This window comes from Empedobacter sp. GD03739 (assembly GCF_029843245.1).
GTDB lineage: Bacteria > Bacteroidota > Bacteroidia > Flavobacteriales > Weeksellaceae > Empedobacter > Empedobacter falsenii_B.
On the sequence record NZ_JAOCHX010000054.1, the window covers coordinates 1 to 17859 of the forward strand.

The 17859-nt window shown below is 30.9% G+C and carries 11 protein-coding genes; 1 reads left to right on the forward strand and 10 read right to left on the reverse strand.

The window, feature by feature from the left end; genetic code table 11:
* Nucleotides 1-38: 38 nt before the first annotated feature.
* The 3 genes from N5E64_RS13750 to N5E64_RS13760 form a co-directional block, all read right to left on the reverse strand.
* Complete coding sequence (locus N5E64_RS13750) at nucleotides 39-725, reverse strand: hypothetical protein (protein WP_280037978.1); 687 nt, start codon at nucleotides 723-725, stop codon at nucleotides 39-41.
* A 54-nt stretch (nucleotides 726-779) separates the two neighbouring features.
* Nucleotides 780-980 carry a peptidase gene (locus N5E64_RS13755; protein ID WP_280037979.1) on the reverse strand — a complete coding sequence of 67 codons (201 nt, stop codon included), beginning with the start codon at nucleotides 978-980 and terminating at the stop codon, nucleotides 780-782.
* Nucleotides 981-1168: 188 nt separating this feature from the next.
* Nucleotides 1169-1723: a hypothetical protein gene (locus N5E64_RS13760; RefSeq protein WP_280037980.1), complete on the reverse strand. Its 555-nt coding sequence runs from the start codon at nucleotides 1721-1723 to the stop codon at nucleotides 1169-1171.
* Nucleotides 1724-1784: 61 nt separating this feature from the next.
* On the opposite strand from N5E64_RS13760, the gene N5E64_RS13765 reads away from it, so the two are divergent.
* Complete coding sequence (locus N5E64_RS13765; RefSeq protein ID WP_280037981.1) at nucleotides 1785-2678, forward strand: WYL domain-containing protein; 894 nt, start codon at nucleotides 1785-1787, stop codon at nucleotides 2676-2678.
* 287 nt (nucleotides 2679-2965) lie between these two features.
* Here N5E64_RS13765 and N5E64_RS13770 read toward each other — a convergent pair whose 3' ends face one another.
* The 7 genes from N5E64_RS13770 to N5E64_RS13800 form a co-directional block, all read right to left on the reverse strand.
* On the reverse strand, nucleotides 2966-3391 hold the full coding sequence (locus N5E64_RS13770) for a hypothetical protein (RefSeq protein ID WP_280037982.1): 426 nt from the start codon (nucleotides 3389-3391) through the stop codon (nucleotides 2966-2968).
* A gap of 494 nt (nucleotides 3392-3885) precedes the next feature.
* A complete protein-coding gene (locus N5E64_RS13775) occupies nucleotides 3886-4515 on the reverse strand; it encodes a DUF4391 domain-containing protein (protein ID WP_280037984.1) in 630 nt (209 codons plus the stop codon).
* Entirely contained in the window at nucleotides 4515-7745 is a 3231-nt protein-coding gene (locus tag N5E64_RS13780; protein WP_280037985.1) for a helicase-related protein, read from the reverse strand. Before N5E64_RS13780 ends, N5E64_RS13775 begins: the two co-directional genes overlap by 1 nt.
* Nucleotides 7732-10890, reverse strand: a complete 3159-nt coding sequence (locus tag N5E64_RS13785; protein WP_280037987.1) for a sacsin N-terminal ATP-binding-like domain-containing protein — start codon at nucleotides 10888-10890, stop codon at nucleotides 7732-7734. Before N5E64_RS13785 ends, N5E64_RS13780 begins: the two co-directional genes overlap by 14 nt.
* Nucleotides 10891-10965: 75 nt before the next feature.
* Nucleotides 10966-12819, reverse strand: a complete 1854-nt coding sequence (locus N5E64_RS13790) for a site-specific DNA-methyltransferase (protein WP_280037989.1) — start codon at nucleotides 12817-12819, stop codon at nucleotides 10966-10968.
* 97 nt (nucleotides 12820-12916) lie between these two features.
* On the reverse strand, nucleotides 12917-14377 hold the full coding sequence (locus N5E64_RS13795; protein WP_280037991.1) for an ATP-binding protein: 1461 nt from the start codon (nucleotides 14375-14377) through the stop codon (nucleotides 12917-12919).
* A gap of 108 nt (nucleotides 14378-14485) precedes the next feature.
* Entirely contained in the window at nucleotides 14486-17632 is a 3147-nt protein-coding gene (locus N5E64_RS13800; protein WP_280037992.1) for a type III restriction-modification system endonuclease, read from the reverse strand.
* Nucleotides 17633-17859 lie beyond the last annotated feature (227 nt).

A 17859-nucleotide genomic window follows, 5' to 3' on the forward strand; every position in this document is an offset into this window, starting at 1 on the left:
TATATCTTCGCATAATTTATCATTCATAATTATTTATATTAAATTTCAATCCTTTCTCTCAAAAAATATCCCCACGCCTCCGGAGAAAAATAAGCCGAAGTATGTTTGATGAATGTTAAATTGATTGGTTGCCCATCCATCGTAATTGATGCCGTACGAGGGCTTACGTTATTTATTTCGGGATGTACAACACGATCTGTACGTTTGATGTTTAATTTGTCCATCATACGCTCGAAAGGTTCTGCGGCACGTACGCCAATAAATAGACAATCAGTCGGTTTTAGAATTTTCACTAATTCGATGAATGTTTCCCAGCCTAAGTCAAAATCTTTGATGGTTGGTTGTTCTGTATTTTTTTGTCCATTACTAGTACTGTAATTCATACTTCTTTGTACGAAATTATAATAAGCCAATTGACTCCAAACTTTATTTTGATCAATAATAGCACCACCAAATAAAGCGGAAAACAAGTTTTTCAAAGGCTTGTGCTCATAAGCTTTTTGAATTTGCGTCTGGTATATCGTATTACGTGTAAAATCGTTTCTAGCCGCCAATTGTTGATTGTGCAAAAAAGCCTCATCAGAAATACCATCCGAGTAATGCGATTCTCCAATAATTAGAAGTCTTTTATTTGAATTAAAATAGTCCTTTCCGATCCAAGGCAGCCAAGTAAGTGTAGGAATTTTTTCTAAAGCATTATCTTTAGATAAATCAAGTAAGTTCATAGTTGTATTAATTTGTTAAATATAAAATTTTATTCAATATTCCTTATACTACAATTATAATTTTCTAATATCAAAATTTGAGAGACTTAAACCATTAACCGCCGTATTTGGACCATATTTCTGGTTAATGGCATCAATAATTTCTCTTTGACTTGGTGGTCGTGAAGCATTACGAATTATTATTTCCACGTTCATTCCTATCGCTAATTTTCCATAAACCTTTTTGGCTATTACTTGGTAGACATGTGTTGACATAATTTTTTAGTATTAATTGTTAAAGTGTTAGCTGAAACCTATCTGATGATTTCGTCGTTGTATTCTTCTTTTAATCCAACTGTATATGTATTGTTTTCGTATAATTTAAAGCGATAAGTTGACTGAAATCGGTACGAACATCCTTTAAGATAAATAATACCGCCAGTATCAACCCTCCAATAACGAATTTAATTCCCAATCATTGTACGAAACTTTCTAAATCCATGAAAAAAAAACAAACCACCGAACAGACCTACAACGCATACGAAAGCGAGAATCAGCAAACCATCAAACCAGATATTTTGATACCAAACCGATAATTCCATTTCATTTAGTGCTTCATAGGTTTGATCATCCATTATTTTCTCCTTCATTAACGGTTCTAATTGATAAGAAATTGCCGAAAAATTATGCTTGTTTTTAAGAGTATTATTGATAAATCGATCAAGCTCTACCTCATTCAACCCATTGCAACGAAAGGTATGCATCCAGAAATCTTCACGTTCAGTTCGCGTTAAGAATACCGTGTGGTAAAACATTCGAAACGGAGCCCATGAAAAATATTGGGTTTCATTTGCTATACTTTGCGCTACCCTTTCTTCGATAAAGTCTTTAACCTTTAATTCGACTTCTGTAAGATCTTGCTTTCTTTCCGTAAGATGATGTGTTGACTTTCCCATTACGAAGCATGGTAACCACAAAATCAGGATAAACAGGATTGAAGTTTTTAATTTTATTTCCATCTCTTTTCTCTATTTAGTTCGACTTATTTGAAACAAAATAAATACCTTTATGTATCAAACGATGATACATCTTAAAATGGGACAAGAATTAATTACAAAAAGGCAGATTTTATTTGTAAAAGCACTACGAAATAAGCCAAGTACACAAAAAGAAATTATTGATTACATTACCACTCGTGATGAAGAAATTGGTCCGATTGACCGAAATATGTTTGAACGAGATAAACGAACAATTAAAAATGTATGGAATGTAGAGATCAATTATAAGGCTGGAAAATATGAAATTATAGATTCTTATAACGATAATGATAGCATCAAACGATTAATTAGTTCTTATGAACTTATTTATGCCTTAAACAGACCTCATACGTTACATCAAAATCTTTATCTTCAAAGAACTGCTACAAATCAAACGAAATATTTTGATGATATTTTAAATGCCATTGATCATAAAAATGTTATTGAATTTCAGTTGGATAGTTATGAAAGAGGTAAAAGTAAAAGAAAATGTGCTCCAGTAGCAATTAAAGAAGCCAATCATCGTTGGTATTTAATTGGTTATGATATCGATAAAAAAGCATTTAGAAATTATGGATTAGATCGCGTTAATTCACTTAGAAATATAGATGAAAAATGTACACCCCCTCCTTTTAATGTTGATGAAAAGTTTGCACAAACCATTGGGATAGAATACGACAAAGAAGTAAAAGAAATTATTTTACAATTTGATTTGAGTCAAAAAAAATACATCGAATATTTACCTATTCATACGAGTCAAGAAATAAAAAACTCTTCGGATACTACGTTTGACGTTCATTTATTTTTACAGCCCACTTACGAATTAAAAATGAAAATTTTGGAATATGGTGAGCATTGTGAAGTTTTAGCACCTGCTTCGCTTCGAGCTGAATTAAAAATGACAATAGAAAAGCTTTATGAGAAGTATAATTATTGATATTGCGTAAGGTGAGTAAGTAAAAATCAACAAAAACATTTTTTTGTTTTTCGAGTTTCTGAAAAAACTGTTTTAAACGAAGATAGTAACGCAATAAGGAGAACCAATGGTACTCCTTTACTTTGAATTTAGCTTATGTTACCAGTTTTTTATTTTGAGGATTTTACAATTTTCTTTTTTGGTGAAAATATGTTACGCATCCTACTCACTATAAATTGATGTAAAAGAATGTAAATCAATGATATTTATAGTGTTTTGATTATTGGTGTGCGTAAGTTTATTGTAACTTAAAAAATGCCGTAATAATCTGCCTCAAATTCAGTTAATAATCCGTAGCAAAGACGATTCCTGAAATTTGTACTATTTCCATTAACTAAAAAACTATTTAGTTCATTAATAAAATCATCATCACAAATTCCATTAAGCATTTTATTAGGATCTTTAGTATCTAAAATTCCTCCAAGAGAATTATCATTTTCAATATCATTTGAAGTTTTAGTAACACTACGTCCATTTAACTCAATTATATATTTCAAACTATTCTCAACTTGAGGAACCAAAATATGTGCAGCTAAAGAATAATTGTTTAGAAAACCTTGATAAATTCCTTCAATAAAGAATCCTACTCTTTCTTCTGGAATAAAAATACTTTCACATTTTAAAATCATCATAGCAATTACATCTTTAGAAATTTCTTGATGATTAATATCCATTAAAGATTTAATTTCTCTAATAACATTTATTACTATACCCCTACTATAGTCTCTATTTTGATTTTCATAAAATTGTTGCTCGTTAGCAATATGTAATCTTCCCCTTGTTAAGAACACTTAAAAGTAGAGTTTTTTTGCTTTTGTTGGCGATTATAGTGATTAGTAGTTAGTAAATAGTAAATAGTGATTAGTAATTATTGGGTATGATTATAAAACTTATTATTAATGGGTTTTATAATTCATTTTAACCTCTTATTTCTCGATACAATCTTCTTTTTCTAAAGCAACGAAAATCACTCGAAATGACAAAAAAAGCCCCAACTGAATTATTATTGAGTTGGGGAGTTTATTATGTAAGAAGCAAAACTGGAATGGAACCGCAGTTGCTTTTTTGTTGTTGCCCTATACACTTTAGTGCTTTGCAAATAGGCGTGTATGTTTTACTGACTATCAAATACTACTTGATGCAGTATTTTGGGTTTGGTAACCTATTATCATTGAATTCTATCTAATAATTGTTTCAATTTTAAATTTAGTTCTACTTTTTTATTGAATTGTTTACAATTTTTAATTTGAGCTTTTAATTTTTCAATTTCTCGGTTTAAAGCATCATTTTCTTTTTTAGAATCTACAAATTCTTGAATCGACTTAACATTTTGATTAGAATTTGTGATTGCTTCACAAAAATTTTTAAAAATCCAATCTAAACTATTCTTTAGTTCAAATTTAAGATTGAAATCATTTTTATTAGACCATTCAGTATCAAATGTATAATCAATAACTGATTGATTTTCATTATTTACATGGCTATGTTTAGCAGAGGTAGAAATATAAATATCATCTTCAAAACTAATAATGAAAATAATATGGTAAGGAATAGCCTTATCGATAATATTTAATATATCCTTAATTTTATTCTTAGCTTTTAATTCTATCGAAAATATTTGAATTTCTTGAATTGTACTTCCTGATAGATTGATTGTGTCTAGTGACAATCTATTTTCCCAATTTATACGCTTAATACTTTCACTAATTGCATTTTTTTGCTTGCTATTAATAAATTGATCAAAAGAATTTTTCGGAATAAATCGGTCAACAATTGTAGCTTTAGGTAACTGAAACATTATTTAATAATTAAAAATGAAACCAATTTAAAATCTTCAATCCCTTTAAATTTATCTTTAGAAATAGTAGTACCACCTGCTTTAAATAAACTTAAAACTTCCTTCTCTTCTTCTGTTTCGAGAATTGTATTTATTGATTTTTTAAGTAATTGAGAATATTCATCCATATTATGGTATTCATCAGTTTCTTTACTAATCTGTTCACATAAATCAATAATAGGTTCCTTAATTCCTTTGCATAACATACGCATGGCATCTAATAGTTTCTTTGAATCAATGTGATTAAATAAAACCTCACCATTTTCATCTAAATAAACCAAGTAGAATGGATGTAAGCGATTTAATTTATTGATATTAATATTTTCATTGATATTTTTTAATACATAAATAACTCCAGGTTTCAATTTTTCTGTTGCTGGTACTACAGCATGTATGCCATCAGGAATATCATTCATTTCACCATACGACTTAATGAAATTAGAAAGGTCGATTCTAAAATCATTTAAACCTAGATCTGTAATATCAATCCCTTCACGTAGATCTTCTAAATCAGTTACTTCATCTTGTAATTTTTGAAGCTGCAATTTTCTATATTCTAAATCCTTTTGATCGTCTTTTAAAATATTATCATCAGCAGTACTAGCCATATCCGTAATTAACATACGATCTTCGACACGTTGTTTTAAATTAATATATGCATCCAACGTAATATCTGGCCAAAAATTTACCAAAGTAATCGAATCATTAATAGAACCAATACGATCGATACGACCAAAACGCTGAATAATACGTACAGGATTCCAATGGATATCGTAATTAATTAATAAATCACAATCTTGTAAATTTTGACCTTCAGAGATACAATCTGTAGCAATCAGAATATCAATTTCTTCATTAATGTTTGGAAATAATAATTCTTTCTCTTTGGATATCGGAGAAAAACAAGTTAATAATGTATTTAAATCATTTGGAATCGATTTAGCAGTAGAATGTCTACGAGATCCGGTAATTAAAGCAGCATTTATTTTAAAATTACTTTTAAAATGTACACTTAAATTTTCAAATAAATATTCAGCCGTATCTGCAAATGCAGTAAATATAATTACTTTCTTATTCCCTTCATTAATAGGATTTTCAATTTTGTCTTCAATCCTATTAATTAATGTTTGTAGTTTAGTATCTCTATAAGGAGTTATTACCTTCGTACGTAATAATAGTTGTTCTAGCACTAATTTGTCTTCTTCCAAATCTTCTTTCCATTGGCGACGATCTAAATCAGCAATATGTATTTTTACATTTTTTCCAATTAATTTATCTTCTTCGCCCCAATTGGCTTCCCAATCAAAATTTTCATCTTGTGTTTCAAAATTAAGACCTGAATAAGCTTCTATATCATTATTAGAAAGTATCTTAATTGTATGATTGATCTGATTAAGAATACCATTAATTGTAATTCTGAACGAATCAACTGAACTTTCAATACGTTTTAATAAATTAATACGCATTAAAATTTTTAAACTTCTTTCACGATCGACTTGTCTGAATGTATTGTTCTTATTCTTTTTATCATATTTATCTGCATAAAATTGCACTTTACTTGGTAAAATATAATTTAAAGGGGTGTAAACTGATAAGTTTAAAGCGCTTAATAATTCGGCAATAGCTTCATAAGTAATCACATCAGAATTCGTTAATTCACACGTTATTGAAACTGGCTTATTACGCGTTGGGAATTTACCGATATCAGAAGTGTCATAATACGTAGTGATGTGTTTACGAGAACGAGCAATTGTTAGAGAATCTAATATTTCAAAAAAATCAAAATCTAATAGATCTAATAATCGTTCGGCAGTTCTTTCACTGATATCCAATTTTGTCCACGTATTAAAAGCAGATTGAGCTCTTTTAAAGATTAAATCGATACCATGGTCTGTATCCAGTTTATCGTCAATATTTAAAGCATCTCCCTCGTATGCTAATGCTAATTGATTTTTTAAATCATTGAAACGGTTGTTTACAGGCGTTGCAGAAAGCATTAAAACTTTAGTTTCAACCCCCTCTTTCATTACTTTACGTAGCAAAGCCTGATAGCGATTTTCTTTGTCAGAATACGTTAATCCTGCGTTACGAAAATTATGCGATTCATCAATTACTACTAAGCCATAATTCCCCCAGTTGACATTTGCTAAATTACGACCATTACTAGAGCCCGATTCACGCGTTAAATCCGTATGAAACAGGACATCATAATTAAAACGATCTTTTGCTAAAATGTTGTTTTTATCGTTGTGACGGTAGGTATTCCAGTTGGCTTCTAACTTCTTGGGACATAACACTAATACATCTTTATTACGCATCTCGTAGTACTTTATCACCCCTAGAGCAGAAAACGTTTTACCTAATCCTACACTATCAGCTAAAATACAACCTCTGTACTTTTCAAGTTTATTAATCGCACCAATTACGGCATCTTTTTGGAAATTAAATAACCTGTTCCATACCACAGTATCTTTAAATCCTACCCGATCATCCGGTAGATTATCTGCATTTAAATCATCTAAAAAATCATTGAATATATTATATAGGGTGATAAAATAAATAAATTCAGGACTATTCTCTTGAAAAGCTTTTTCAAAATATTGCTGTACTCTATGGGTTACAACTTCTAAATTTTCTTCATCCTCCCAGATTTGATTGAAATAATCGAGATAAGCTTTAGCATTAGGAAATTCTGTTTTTTGAATTAAAGTAGGAAACCCTTTTTTAGGCGTAATCCCTAAATCAGCTGTTGTAAAACTATTTACATTGGTCCAAGCAAAATTAGAATGATCCGGATTATCCGTATGGATCATTCCTGCTAAGGTATAGTTTGTCTGTTTATTGGATTTAAAAGTCACTTTTTCTTTTACCCACTTACTACATTCTTTAGCGATGGCACGTTGTGTTAATTGGTTACGTAAACGTAATTCGAATTCACCACCACATAATTCTGCTTCTTTAAATAAATGTGGTATAAAGAATTTAGGTACTTCTTTTCTTAAATTTTCTTGTAAAAAACTTGGCGAAGTAAATACAAAACGTAATTCGTCTACACCTTGCAACTCTTTTCGCAAAGCCTCAAAAGCATAAATAGAAAATGAGGATGCGGCAATAGCAACTTTACTTTTCTTCTGAATACTTTCTTTTAAATCGTCAATAAGACGTGTATTAATATTATCAATGAGTTTCATACGTCTTCTCTTTTAAAAATTCTACATATTCTTCAAAAGAAATACCTGCTCTCCAAATACTTCTATTTACATAAACAGATTCTTTCTTTTCATCTAGGTATACATTGATTTCTTCATTTTTTGATAAATTTTGTAAACCATTGTCCCAATCAGAAATTTTATTACCAATTTTATACCCTATATCTTTTATAAATTTAGCATTTTGAATAAAATATTCTTCTTTAATCTCCGATAAATCATCAGGACGAGTCACAACACATAAAGTATAATTTTCTTTTTCTGCAACAGCAGTACGTCCTTGTAAAATTGACATTCGAACATTATCTTTACCTTCAATTACATTCTTAATTTCAATTGAAAATGTTTTTGATTTCAAAATCAATTCAAAATCTTTCCCTACATCTGGGTTTTCTATTTGTATTTCAAATTCAAGATTTTCAAAAACTTTTTTAAAAGCATCCTCTGCCGTTTTCCCGATTTGCTTCCATTTAATTCTTTGATCTCGAATTTGAATCATTTCATTCGCTTTCTTCAAAAGTTCATCTGTTCCTAATTCAGTTGCTACTTTTTCTAAAGCTTTCATCTCTTTAGTTGATAATTTAATATTTGCTAATTCTGTAATATCTTCCATTGATTTTCCGGAATTATTAAGAGCCATGATTTGTTTACTAAATCCTTCACCTAGAGAAATTACGTATAACATATCTCTTTTAACTGCAAAAGTTTTTAAATATGTAGCGGCATCTGAATGCTTTTCAAACCAACTGTTTATTTCAAGAAATACATGGTGTAATTCACCTCCTTTACCCACCTTTGCAGAAATATCTGTTTGTAGGAATAAATTATCAATTTTATCGGTAATAATACTTACACTCGTTTCTCTAAAATTAGAAATAGCTAATTCATTTGAGATTAAATGAGTATATACATCATATTTACCATGCTCTTTTACGATATCTTTTAATACCTTATCAAAATACTTTGGGTTGTCTTCTTTAAAAATATTTTCAGCATCAGCTGTAAATGATCCATTTTGTAACGGAATTATTTTATACTTCGAAATATAATTTTTGATATCTTCCCTAGATGAACTGATGTAATTAATAAACTTGCTTAACCATTGGTAAGCTAATTCATTATTTTGACTGAAATAGGTATTTGAAAACGATTCAAATGTTTGTTCTTCTTGGATTAACCAACATAGGTATTTAGCCGTCCATAGTTCAGCCGGGTAATGGAAATTTTCGTAATCAATTGAAATTAATTGACTATTTCCAATTTTATCAGGTAACAGCTCTTGGATAATTTTAAGCCATTCTTCTCTTTTATTTGCACGATCTGTTTTAAAAAGTGTATTAATATGAAGAATAGCTTTAATTTGTTGTTCCGTTGCCTCTTCAACCTTTAATGGACTAATTAATTCTGAATTTAATGATTTATAAAAAGCACTTAAATCAAAATCCTTGATATCAGTAACCTTACCTAAGCTTTTGAATAAAAATTCTTGATCTAAATTTCTACCTAATTCTTTAGCGACATATTTAATTTGATCATCAATTAATGGATAAATAGCAACCTGATCTCTTGTTTTAAATACCTTATTTGCATTTAAATAAATTGGGTAATTTTCACCTAACTTTGAATTAATCGATGTTAAATAATCATATACTTTTAGAAGATTTAAAATAATTATTTCCTCGCTAACGTTTACATAATTTGGTAGCGTATCAAGAAACTGTTCTAAGTTAATTGTACTATTTTCTACCCAATTTTCTTGTTGTTGATTGATGCATTTGTTCCAATATTTCAAACTCTTTTGAGATGGAATTTGAGATGGTATAAAAGCCTCTAATAATGCGTAAAAAGTTTCATCATCAGCTAATTCTATTACTGGAAATTTAGTTTCACCGATAGTTAAAGAATTACCGTTTTGAATTTCTACTATTGGATGTTTTAATAACAATTGACGAATAGGCATTTGAATATTAGCTACATACCAATTGATATTATGGTATTTATCTACAAATTCTGGTAAACCAGATAAGGCTAAGATATACGAATTAAGACAGTTATTATTAATTAAAAGAGAAATAAAATCTAGATATTCTGAAGTAAATTCAATCAAACATACACGATTAATATCGGCAGCAGCATCTTCCATTTCTTCATTTTCCTTTTTAGTTCTAACACCATCTCTTTCTTCTGTTGGTTTAAAATTTTTATGCTGAATAAAAACAGGAAGATTGAAATTTTCTGAACCAATTAATGGAAATTCTTTGTATAACACGCATTTGCCTTCTATCGGAGCAAGTGCATAATTATTCTCGACTTCGACTACTGGTATTCCTATAATTAAATTGTCGTTTTCTTTATATAAAATTCCCTCATTTTCTTGGGTTTTGATGTATTTAACACCGAGAATTTTACTTTCTGTTGGTTGTATATTAAACACTTGAGAACTACCATGCTTAATTATGGTAACCGAATTAATCTTCTTCTTAGCACTCTTATTTATTAATAATACAAATGGTAAGTTTTTCTCTAATTCCTCTAAACCTTGTAAAGCATATTTTATTGAAGTTTCAGATAAATCATAGGTAAACGAATGATGTAAGTTTTGAATATTTTCACTCGACTGAGATTCTATGGCGTTGATTTGATCAAAAGTACTATTAATCGCCTTTTTCATTTCGTCAAGTGCTTTTGTTTCCTCTAGAAGCGCGCTTGATCTGTCGATAGAAATTGTGAAATTTCTTAACGAATCATCTTCTTTTAACTGGTGTACACCAGTTATGTTTAACTTCTTGCTTAAAATATGAGTGGTTACAAAACCCGTCCCGTATTTTCCTGTAGTACCATCATCACTTCCTAAAGATTTGGTTGAAGTTTTATATAGAATCGCCAAAAGATGTTTCGTTTCGAAAGGTAAACCGTCGTGAGAAAAAATTATTTGATTATTTTTTAACTCGTAGGTGATATTTACACCATCTTCTGTTGCTACATCTTTTGCATTTTGCAATAACTCCCACACCCAACGCGATTTTTTATTCTCGGGAAATGTATTTAATCGATCAATATCATGTATAATATCACGTGCTTCACTATCAACTCTTTGTAGTTCACGTTCTTTTTGAGCTTCAGTCATTTATAATTTATAGTTGTTTGGTTAATTGGTTTTTGTTTTAAAAAAAAGGAGAAATTAATTTCTCCTTTTGTATTGTTAAAAAACTTTCATCTCCGTATTTGGAGCTAATTGTTTTAGTAATTGTTTTACATTTTCTTTCGCAGTATCATCTTTGAAACTATTGTCACGGAAAACAATACGCATTGGTTGATCTTTTGCAATTTCTTTGGCAAAGGCTTCATCAATCTCTTTATCAAAACAACAATATAATGAATCTCCTGCTACAGCATATACTTCTTTACCCAATACAGTTTTAGTCTCTATAGGTAAGGACAACTCTAAGCCCCAATCGAGCATTACTTGTGTTACTAAATCTTCAGCTGTACGGTCATCTTTGACATTATCGGCAAATAAATCTAAAGAAGCTTGCGATAAGCCTTGTGGCGTATAAAACACATCCTTAACGTTTGACGTGTCTAAGCGGAACACTCGGAAACCGTAGTCAATATCAGCGTTAGTATCTTCTTTTATTTTTTTCGCAGCACGACGGATGCGCTCTTTACCAATCTCGCAGATGTTTTTGTAACCAGCCTTATAAGCCTCACTTTTTTCATCGGTCGCTTCTGGTACTTGCACCATGATGTATTTGCGATTACCACCATCTTCTGCGTTTAATTGCATAACAGCATGGGCTGTAGTGGCTGAACCAGAAAAGAAGTCAAGAATAATATCATTTGAATTCGTATATAATTGAAGTATCCTTTCAATTAATCCTACAGGTTTTGGATAATCGAAATAAGCACTATTATCAAAAAGCTTTTTAAGCTTTTGTGATGCATCTTGTGAATGACCTACTTCACCGTATTTCCAAATAGTCATTGGAGTAATAGTTGACTTTGTTTCAGTAAGAAACCTTTTAATACGAGGAACATTTCCTCCTTCAGGTCCAAACCAGATTCTATTATCTTTTATAAACTCTTTTAGTCTAACTTTACTAAGCCTCCATGAATATCCACTAGGAGGATATACTGATCTACCAGATGGTGTTACTATTTCATAAATATTTTCTTCAATAGCAGGGCCCACAGACAAATCACTACTAGTCCAAACTCCCCTAGGATCATTATCAGGATTTGAATATCTTAAATTTGCTTCTTCTGATCTTGGTAAACCATTATTTATAGCTAAATCAATATTTTTAGCGTAGCAAAGAATATAGTCGTGACTTTCCGAAAAATGCTTTTTTAAGTTAACCGGAGAATATGCGCGCTCCCAAATAACATTTGCTATAAAATTATTTTCTCCAAAAATATCATCACAAATCTTTCTCAGATTATGTACTTCATTATCATCAATAGAAATAAAAATAACGCCATCTTCGGTTAAAAGATTTCTTGCCAGTTTTAAACGCGGGTACATCATGGATAACCAATCGGAATGGTAACGCCCCGAAGTTTCTGGATTTGCCACTAAGCGTTGGCCGTATTCGTCTTTTTGGCCACTTTCTTCTAATTCTTCTTCAGAGCTTTTAGCAAAATTATCTTTGTACACAAAATCCTTACCTGTGTTGTATGGCGGGTCGATGTAGATCATTTTGATTTTTCCTAAATAACTTTCTTGCAATAACTTTAAGACTTCTAAGTTATCGCCTTCGATGTAGATATTTTCGGTTGAATCAAAATCAACTGAATCCTCACGTACGGGACGTAAGGTTTTGTTAATTGGTGTATTGGCTGTTACAATGGCTTCGCGTTTACCCGGCCATTCTAGGCGGTAACGTTCTTTGTTGCCTTCTACAATTTCGTTTGATAATTCTTGTTTGAGCAAATCAAAATCGATGCGTTTTCCTTCAGCTGTTTCGGTTACACAATTGGGGAAAAGTGCCGCTATTTTGTCTATGTTCAAGCTTGTTATATCGGTGGACTGTAAGTCTAATTTATCAATGTTCATATTTTTGTTTTTTTAGTTTTCCGAATTCAAATTAAATAAAAACACACTTATTATCAATGGTTTGTTATTTATTTCCGAATTCAAATTAAATAAAAGTTTACGCCCAATAAGGGATGTATTTACTGAATTTTTTAGAAACATTTCCGTCTTCTTTGGGTTTTATTTTTCCTGCTTCAATGGCTTCTTTTATTAATAATGAAATTTGAGATGCTTGCTTATCATGCATGCCAAATCTCTCTCTTAAAGAGGTGTTATTGAATCCTCCATCAGAGAAATAAGTAATTACCGCATGTTGATAGGCTGCTTCTATACGTTCTTCATTGGTCATTTCTGCATAAGTTTTAGGTGCGTACATTGTTACCCTAAAAGAATTTTCGAGCTCTTCAATCTTTAAAGGAGGTAATCCAAATAATTCTATATTAATTACCGCTTTTTCAAAACCTGATCCTCTTTCTTCACAGATATTGTATCGTCTAAATGCAGCAGCCAAGATTTCATTTCTAGATTCTGGAGTTGTTCGAATCAAGCGATCAATTTTTTTAGAAGGTAATAATTTACCTGGATTAGTGAATACAATTCGATCATCAAAAATCTCTACCATAGGTCCAGAACCTCTAATAGTAAAATCTTGATGAATAAGTGTGTTTGCTATCAATTCACGAATAGCTATCTCTGGATAAATAGATGTATCTACCCTTAAAGCGTTTTTAATTATTTCACTATCGTCCAAGAGTCCTTTAACAAAAGTAATTAAGGCTTCAAAACCTATTGCGTAACCTTTGTTTCCTGGGAATTCTTTACTCGCTCCAGCTTTATTTTTTCCTTCGTATTTAATTAAACGAATTGATTTTCTCACTAAACCATCAAAATGCTTTAAATCTTTAGCAGCTGTAATAGCCCCAAAATTTGTGATATAATATCCTTTACCATCCGCATTGACCAACATCTTTTCATCCTCAAGCCATTTCATGATTTCTTGCAAATTTGCTGGTGTAGGCTTATTGAGCAATTCTAATATTTTGCTAAAATCTAATAAGTCAATAACTTCAATTTCAGTTAATAATTTTGAAGCATGTAACTCTTCCCACGTTGGAGATTTACTATTAAGCATTAAGGCTCCAACATCTTGTCGGGATGCTTTTCTTGTAGAGCCGCCACTTCGAATAAAACTATCTTCTAAGGTTTTCCCATGTAAAAAAACGGGTTTTATTGCACTTTCTTTAATGTAAATAATTAATACTTCTTTCTCTTGATATTTTTCAATCGAATAATCAATGCTAACCAAAGGTTCAACACCATCTCTACACAGAGAAGCAAATTTATCTACAATAGTATTTGCTTCACTTGTGCTTAGCCCAAGTACTTCTTTTGTATTATTTTTTATTCCAAATACTATAAAGCCACCTCCTGGCATATTTGCAAAAGCAGAAATGTGTTGACATAATTTAGTGTTATTGGGAGAAATAGTTTCTTTCCAATCTAATTCATTTAGTTCTACAGCAACCTTTCCTAAAGATTTCTCTAAATACTGTAATGCTTTTGGTATCCAGCTTTTCATTTTAACCTATTGTTTCCGAATTTGAATTAAATAAAAACTTACTGAAAATCAATCACTTTTATTTGTTGTCTGAATTCTAATTAAATAAATTTTCTAGTTTTAATTCTATTATTTTAATTGTGCAATATCTCTTAATTTGTCATAAGTAGCAATCACATCAAATTTCACTTCACCGTTACTAATTTCTTTGAAATGTTCTGTTGCACAATGAATTTTTAATTTTTCCATTTCTCTTTTATCAAGATTATTTTCAGAACCCTTCGTCTCTGCGATAAAGTACACATGTTTCACTATTTTGTTATCCATCACAATCGCCCAATCCGGATTGTAATTTGCCACAGGTGTTGGTATATAGAAACCACGAGGAAGTTTTGCATACACAATTACTTCGGTTGCTGTTTCTAAGTTTTTAATAAACTCTTTCTCAGTTTTAGAATCAGTATCAATAAAGTCGTAAATGTGTCTTTTTAAAAGCATATCTGAACGCAATACATTTTTAGCATTAGTAAAAACTGTATTAGTATCAAAAACTTCTTCTGTTTTATGATAGGTAATGTTATTGATAATTAATGAAGCTTTGGTTTCGTTAATTAATTTGGCACATTTTGCAATAAACTCTTCCGGATTTTTGCGCAATAGATAGAATTTTTCTTCGTGAATTTTCTTTAATATCGTAGCAATTGTAGCACGTTTTAAATTCGTTAAAGCTTCAATTTCACCAATGATATCGTATTTCACATCTGTATATAAATCAGCAGATAATTTTTTAGAATCAGTTTTAGTTACATCAAAAGCTGTACTTTCTTTTAAATCATCTTTGGTTAATTCAGATTCTTTTTCTTTACCAAGAATACCCGTTTTCACTTCATATTTGCGTTCTGTAATATGTAAATCAGCATTAATACGAATACGGCTATCCTCAATTAATTTATCCGTATCGAATTTTACTTCGTATACGGTTTTCAAATTGATTTTATTCCAAAGTTCTTGAAATTCTTTTTTCGCAAAATTGTGATTCACCGAAAGGTTCACCGTTTTACGATCATCCTCTGGTTTAATTCCTTCACCGTTATAAACTGCATGTAGTAATTGCGTTACAGCACTTGCATAAGCAACTAGGTTTTCAGGCACAGGTACTTCGTTTTTTGCAATTAATTCTTTTCCTTCTTCCGTAATTTTATCATCTTCGTCAAGAATATCGTGCTTGTATAAAAACTTATTTAATTTTTTAGCTTCTTCGTCTGTTAAACGAATCGATTCCCCTAATTCGTTTGTTAATAATTTTCCTACAAAGAATTTGGTATCAGCCTTGACCGGACGATCTTTTAATGATTTCGCAATTTCAGTTTGTAAACCTTTTGCAAACTCCTCGTAACTCTCTGAAGCAATAACCGTTAATACATTGACTTCGTGCACGGCATCACCTAATAATTCAAAATCTTGACGAATACCGTTTTTGTCTACACATAAACGCATACCACGTCCAACTTCCTGTCTACGACGTGTTTGACTCCCGTTATCCACATTTTTTAAGGCACAAATTTGAAATACGTTCGGGTTATCCCAACCTTCTTTCAAGGCTGAGTGAGAAAATATGAAACGCGTTGGCTCTTCAAAACTCAATAAACGTTCTTTATCTTTCATGATTAAATCGTATGCCGATACATCATCCGAATCCTCTTTACCACGTTTGATTGTAGGATCAACCGGTTTCCCTTTTTTATCAATAGAGAAATAACCATTATGTACACGATCTGCATCATCACGTTGTAGATATTCTAAATAACTACCTGGAGCATAAACTTTGGAGGTTTTATGTACATCTGTATCTACAACGTAGTCGGTATATTCTTGATGGAACAAATCGATAAAATCATTGATGGCATTTTTATATTCTTCTTCAAAAATTTGAGCATATTGACCTAATTCTTCTTCACCCAATTCGTTATATACGCGATATTTTTCAACAGAATCGATAAAGAAAAGAGAAAGCACTTTAATCCCTTTGTCGAATAAAATTTTCTCTTTGTGTAAATGCGATAAAATCGTTTCACGAATTTGAATTCTTCTAAAAACTAATTCATCTTTTTCATTTAACACATCTCCTGGGTAAATATCTTCTCCATTGATCACAATTTTATTTTGATAGCCATCAATTTCAGAAATCACACAATTTTTATAAGCAGGTAAACCATCTGAAAGATCAAATAAATTAGCACCTTGTTCTAATTTTTTACGGATACGCTTTACACCTGAACCTGATCTCATTTCAAATTCAATTACGGCCATTGGTGGTTTGTTTGTACTTAATTCGATGTGTTCAAGATATAAATAACCCGAAGTACCAGTAGAACCTTTTAAGCTAATTCCCTTAACTTGGATTTTCTTTACCAATTTTTTATTGTAAGCATCCAAAGCATCTAATCGAAACACTTTGTTGTACTCTTCTGCGTGAGTTGCTGAATATCTCAAGGTAAATAGAGGCTTGAAATCCTCCATACTCTTTAAGGTAGTAGAACCTTCTTTACCCGCAGATTGTGGCTCATCAATAATTACGATAGGATTGGTTTGTGCAATGATATCAATAGGACGTCTAGAACCAAATTGATCTAATTCCATATGAATTCTTCTGGCATCAGCACCTCTAGCAGCAAAAGCTTGTGTGTTGATAATCATTACACTAATTCTGCTATCTGATGCAAAAGTTTCTATATCTTGTGGACGAGCAGAATTATAAATAAATGGACTTATTTTGTGTCCATAAACTTGTTGAAAATGATCTTGCGTTAATTCAAATGATTTGTAAACCCCTTCTCGAATCGCTATACTTGGGACGACAATAATAAATTTACTCCAACCATATTTTTTATTCAATTCATACATTGTACGGATATAGGTATAGGTTTTACCTGTACCCGTTTCCATTTCTATTGTGAAATTAACTCCAATATTAGCTCCTTTTACTAAATCTAACTTTTGGTTTTCAATCAAATAATGTTCACGTTGAACTTGGATGATGTTATCAAGTATTTGTTTATCTGAAATTTGAATAGGCGCATTACGATAACCGATAGCTTCATCGATTTCTAAATCTAAGGTATTTACTCCTAAATCACGATTTTTCGATTTACGAATGATATCATATGTTTTTTCAAGTGTAAAAGTATTGGATTTTATAGTTTGTCCTTCAAAACATTTAACTATTGCAGCAACTGCATCTAGCTGAAAGCCTTGCTCTTTGAATTGTAATTTCATATTGAGTTTAAATACATTTTGGAAATGTTAAATATACAAATATTACCCAACAATAAGTTTTAAAAAGTAACCTAAGTAACCAAATTTAGGCAAAAACATTTTTTTGATTTTTGATGTTTGGAAAAAACTGTTTCAAATAACTAAGCTTTCGTCTTGCCCGGAGGGCTAGAGATGAAAGCCCGTTGAACGGAACCGGAGTAGCTTTATGTATTATGGAGTTTTCGAAG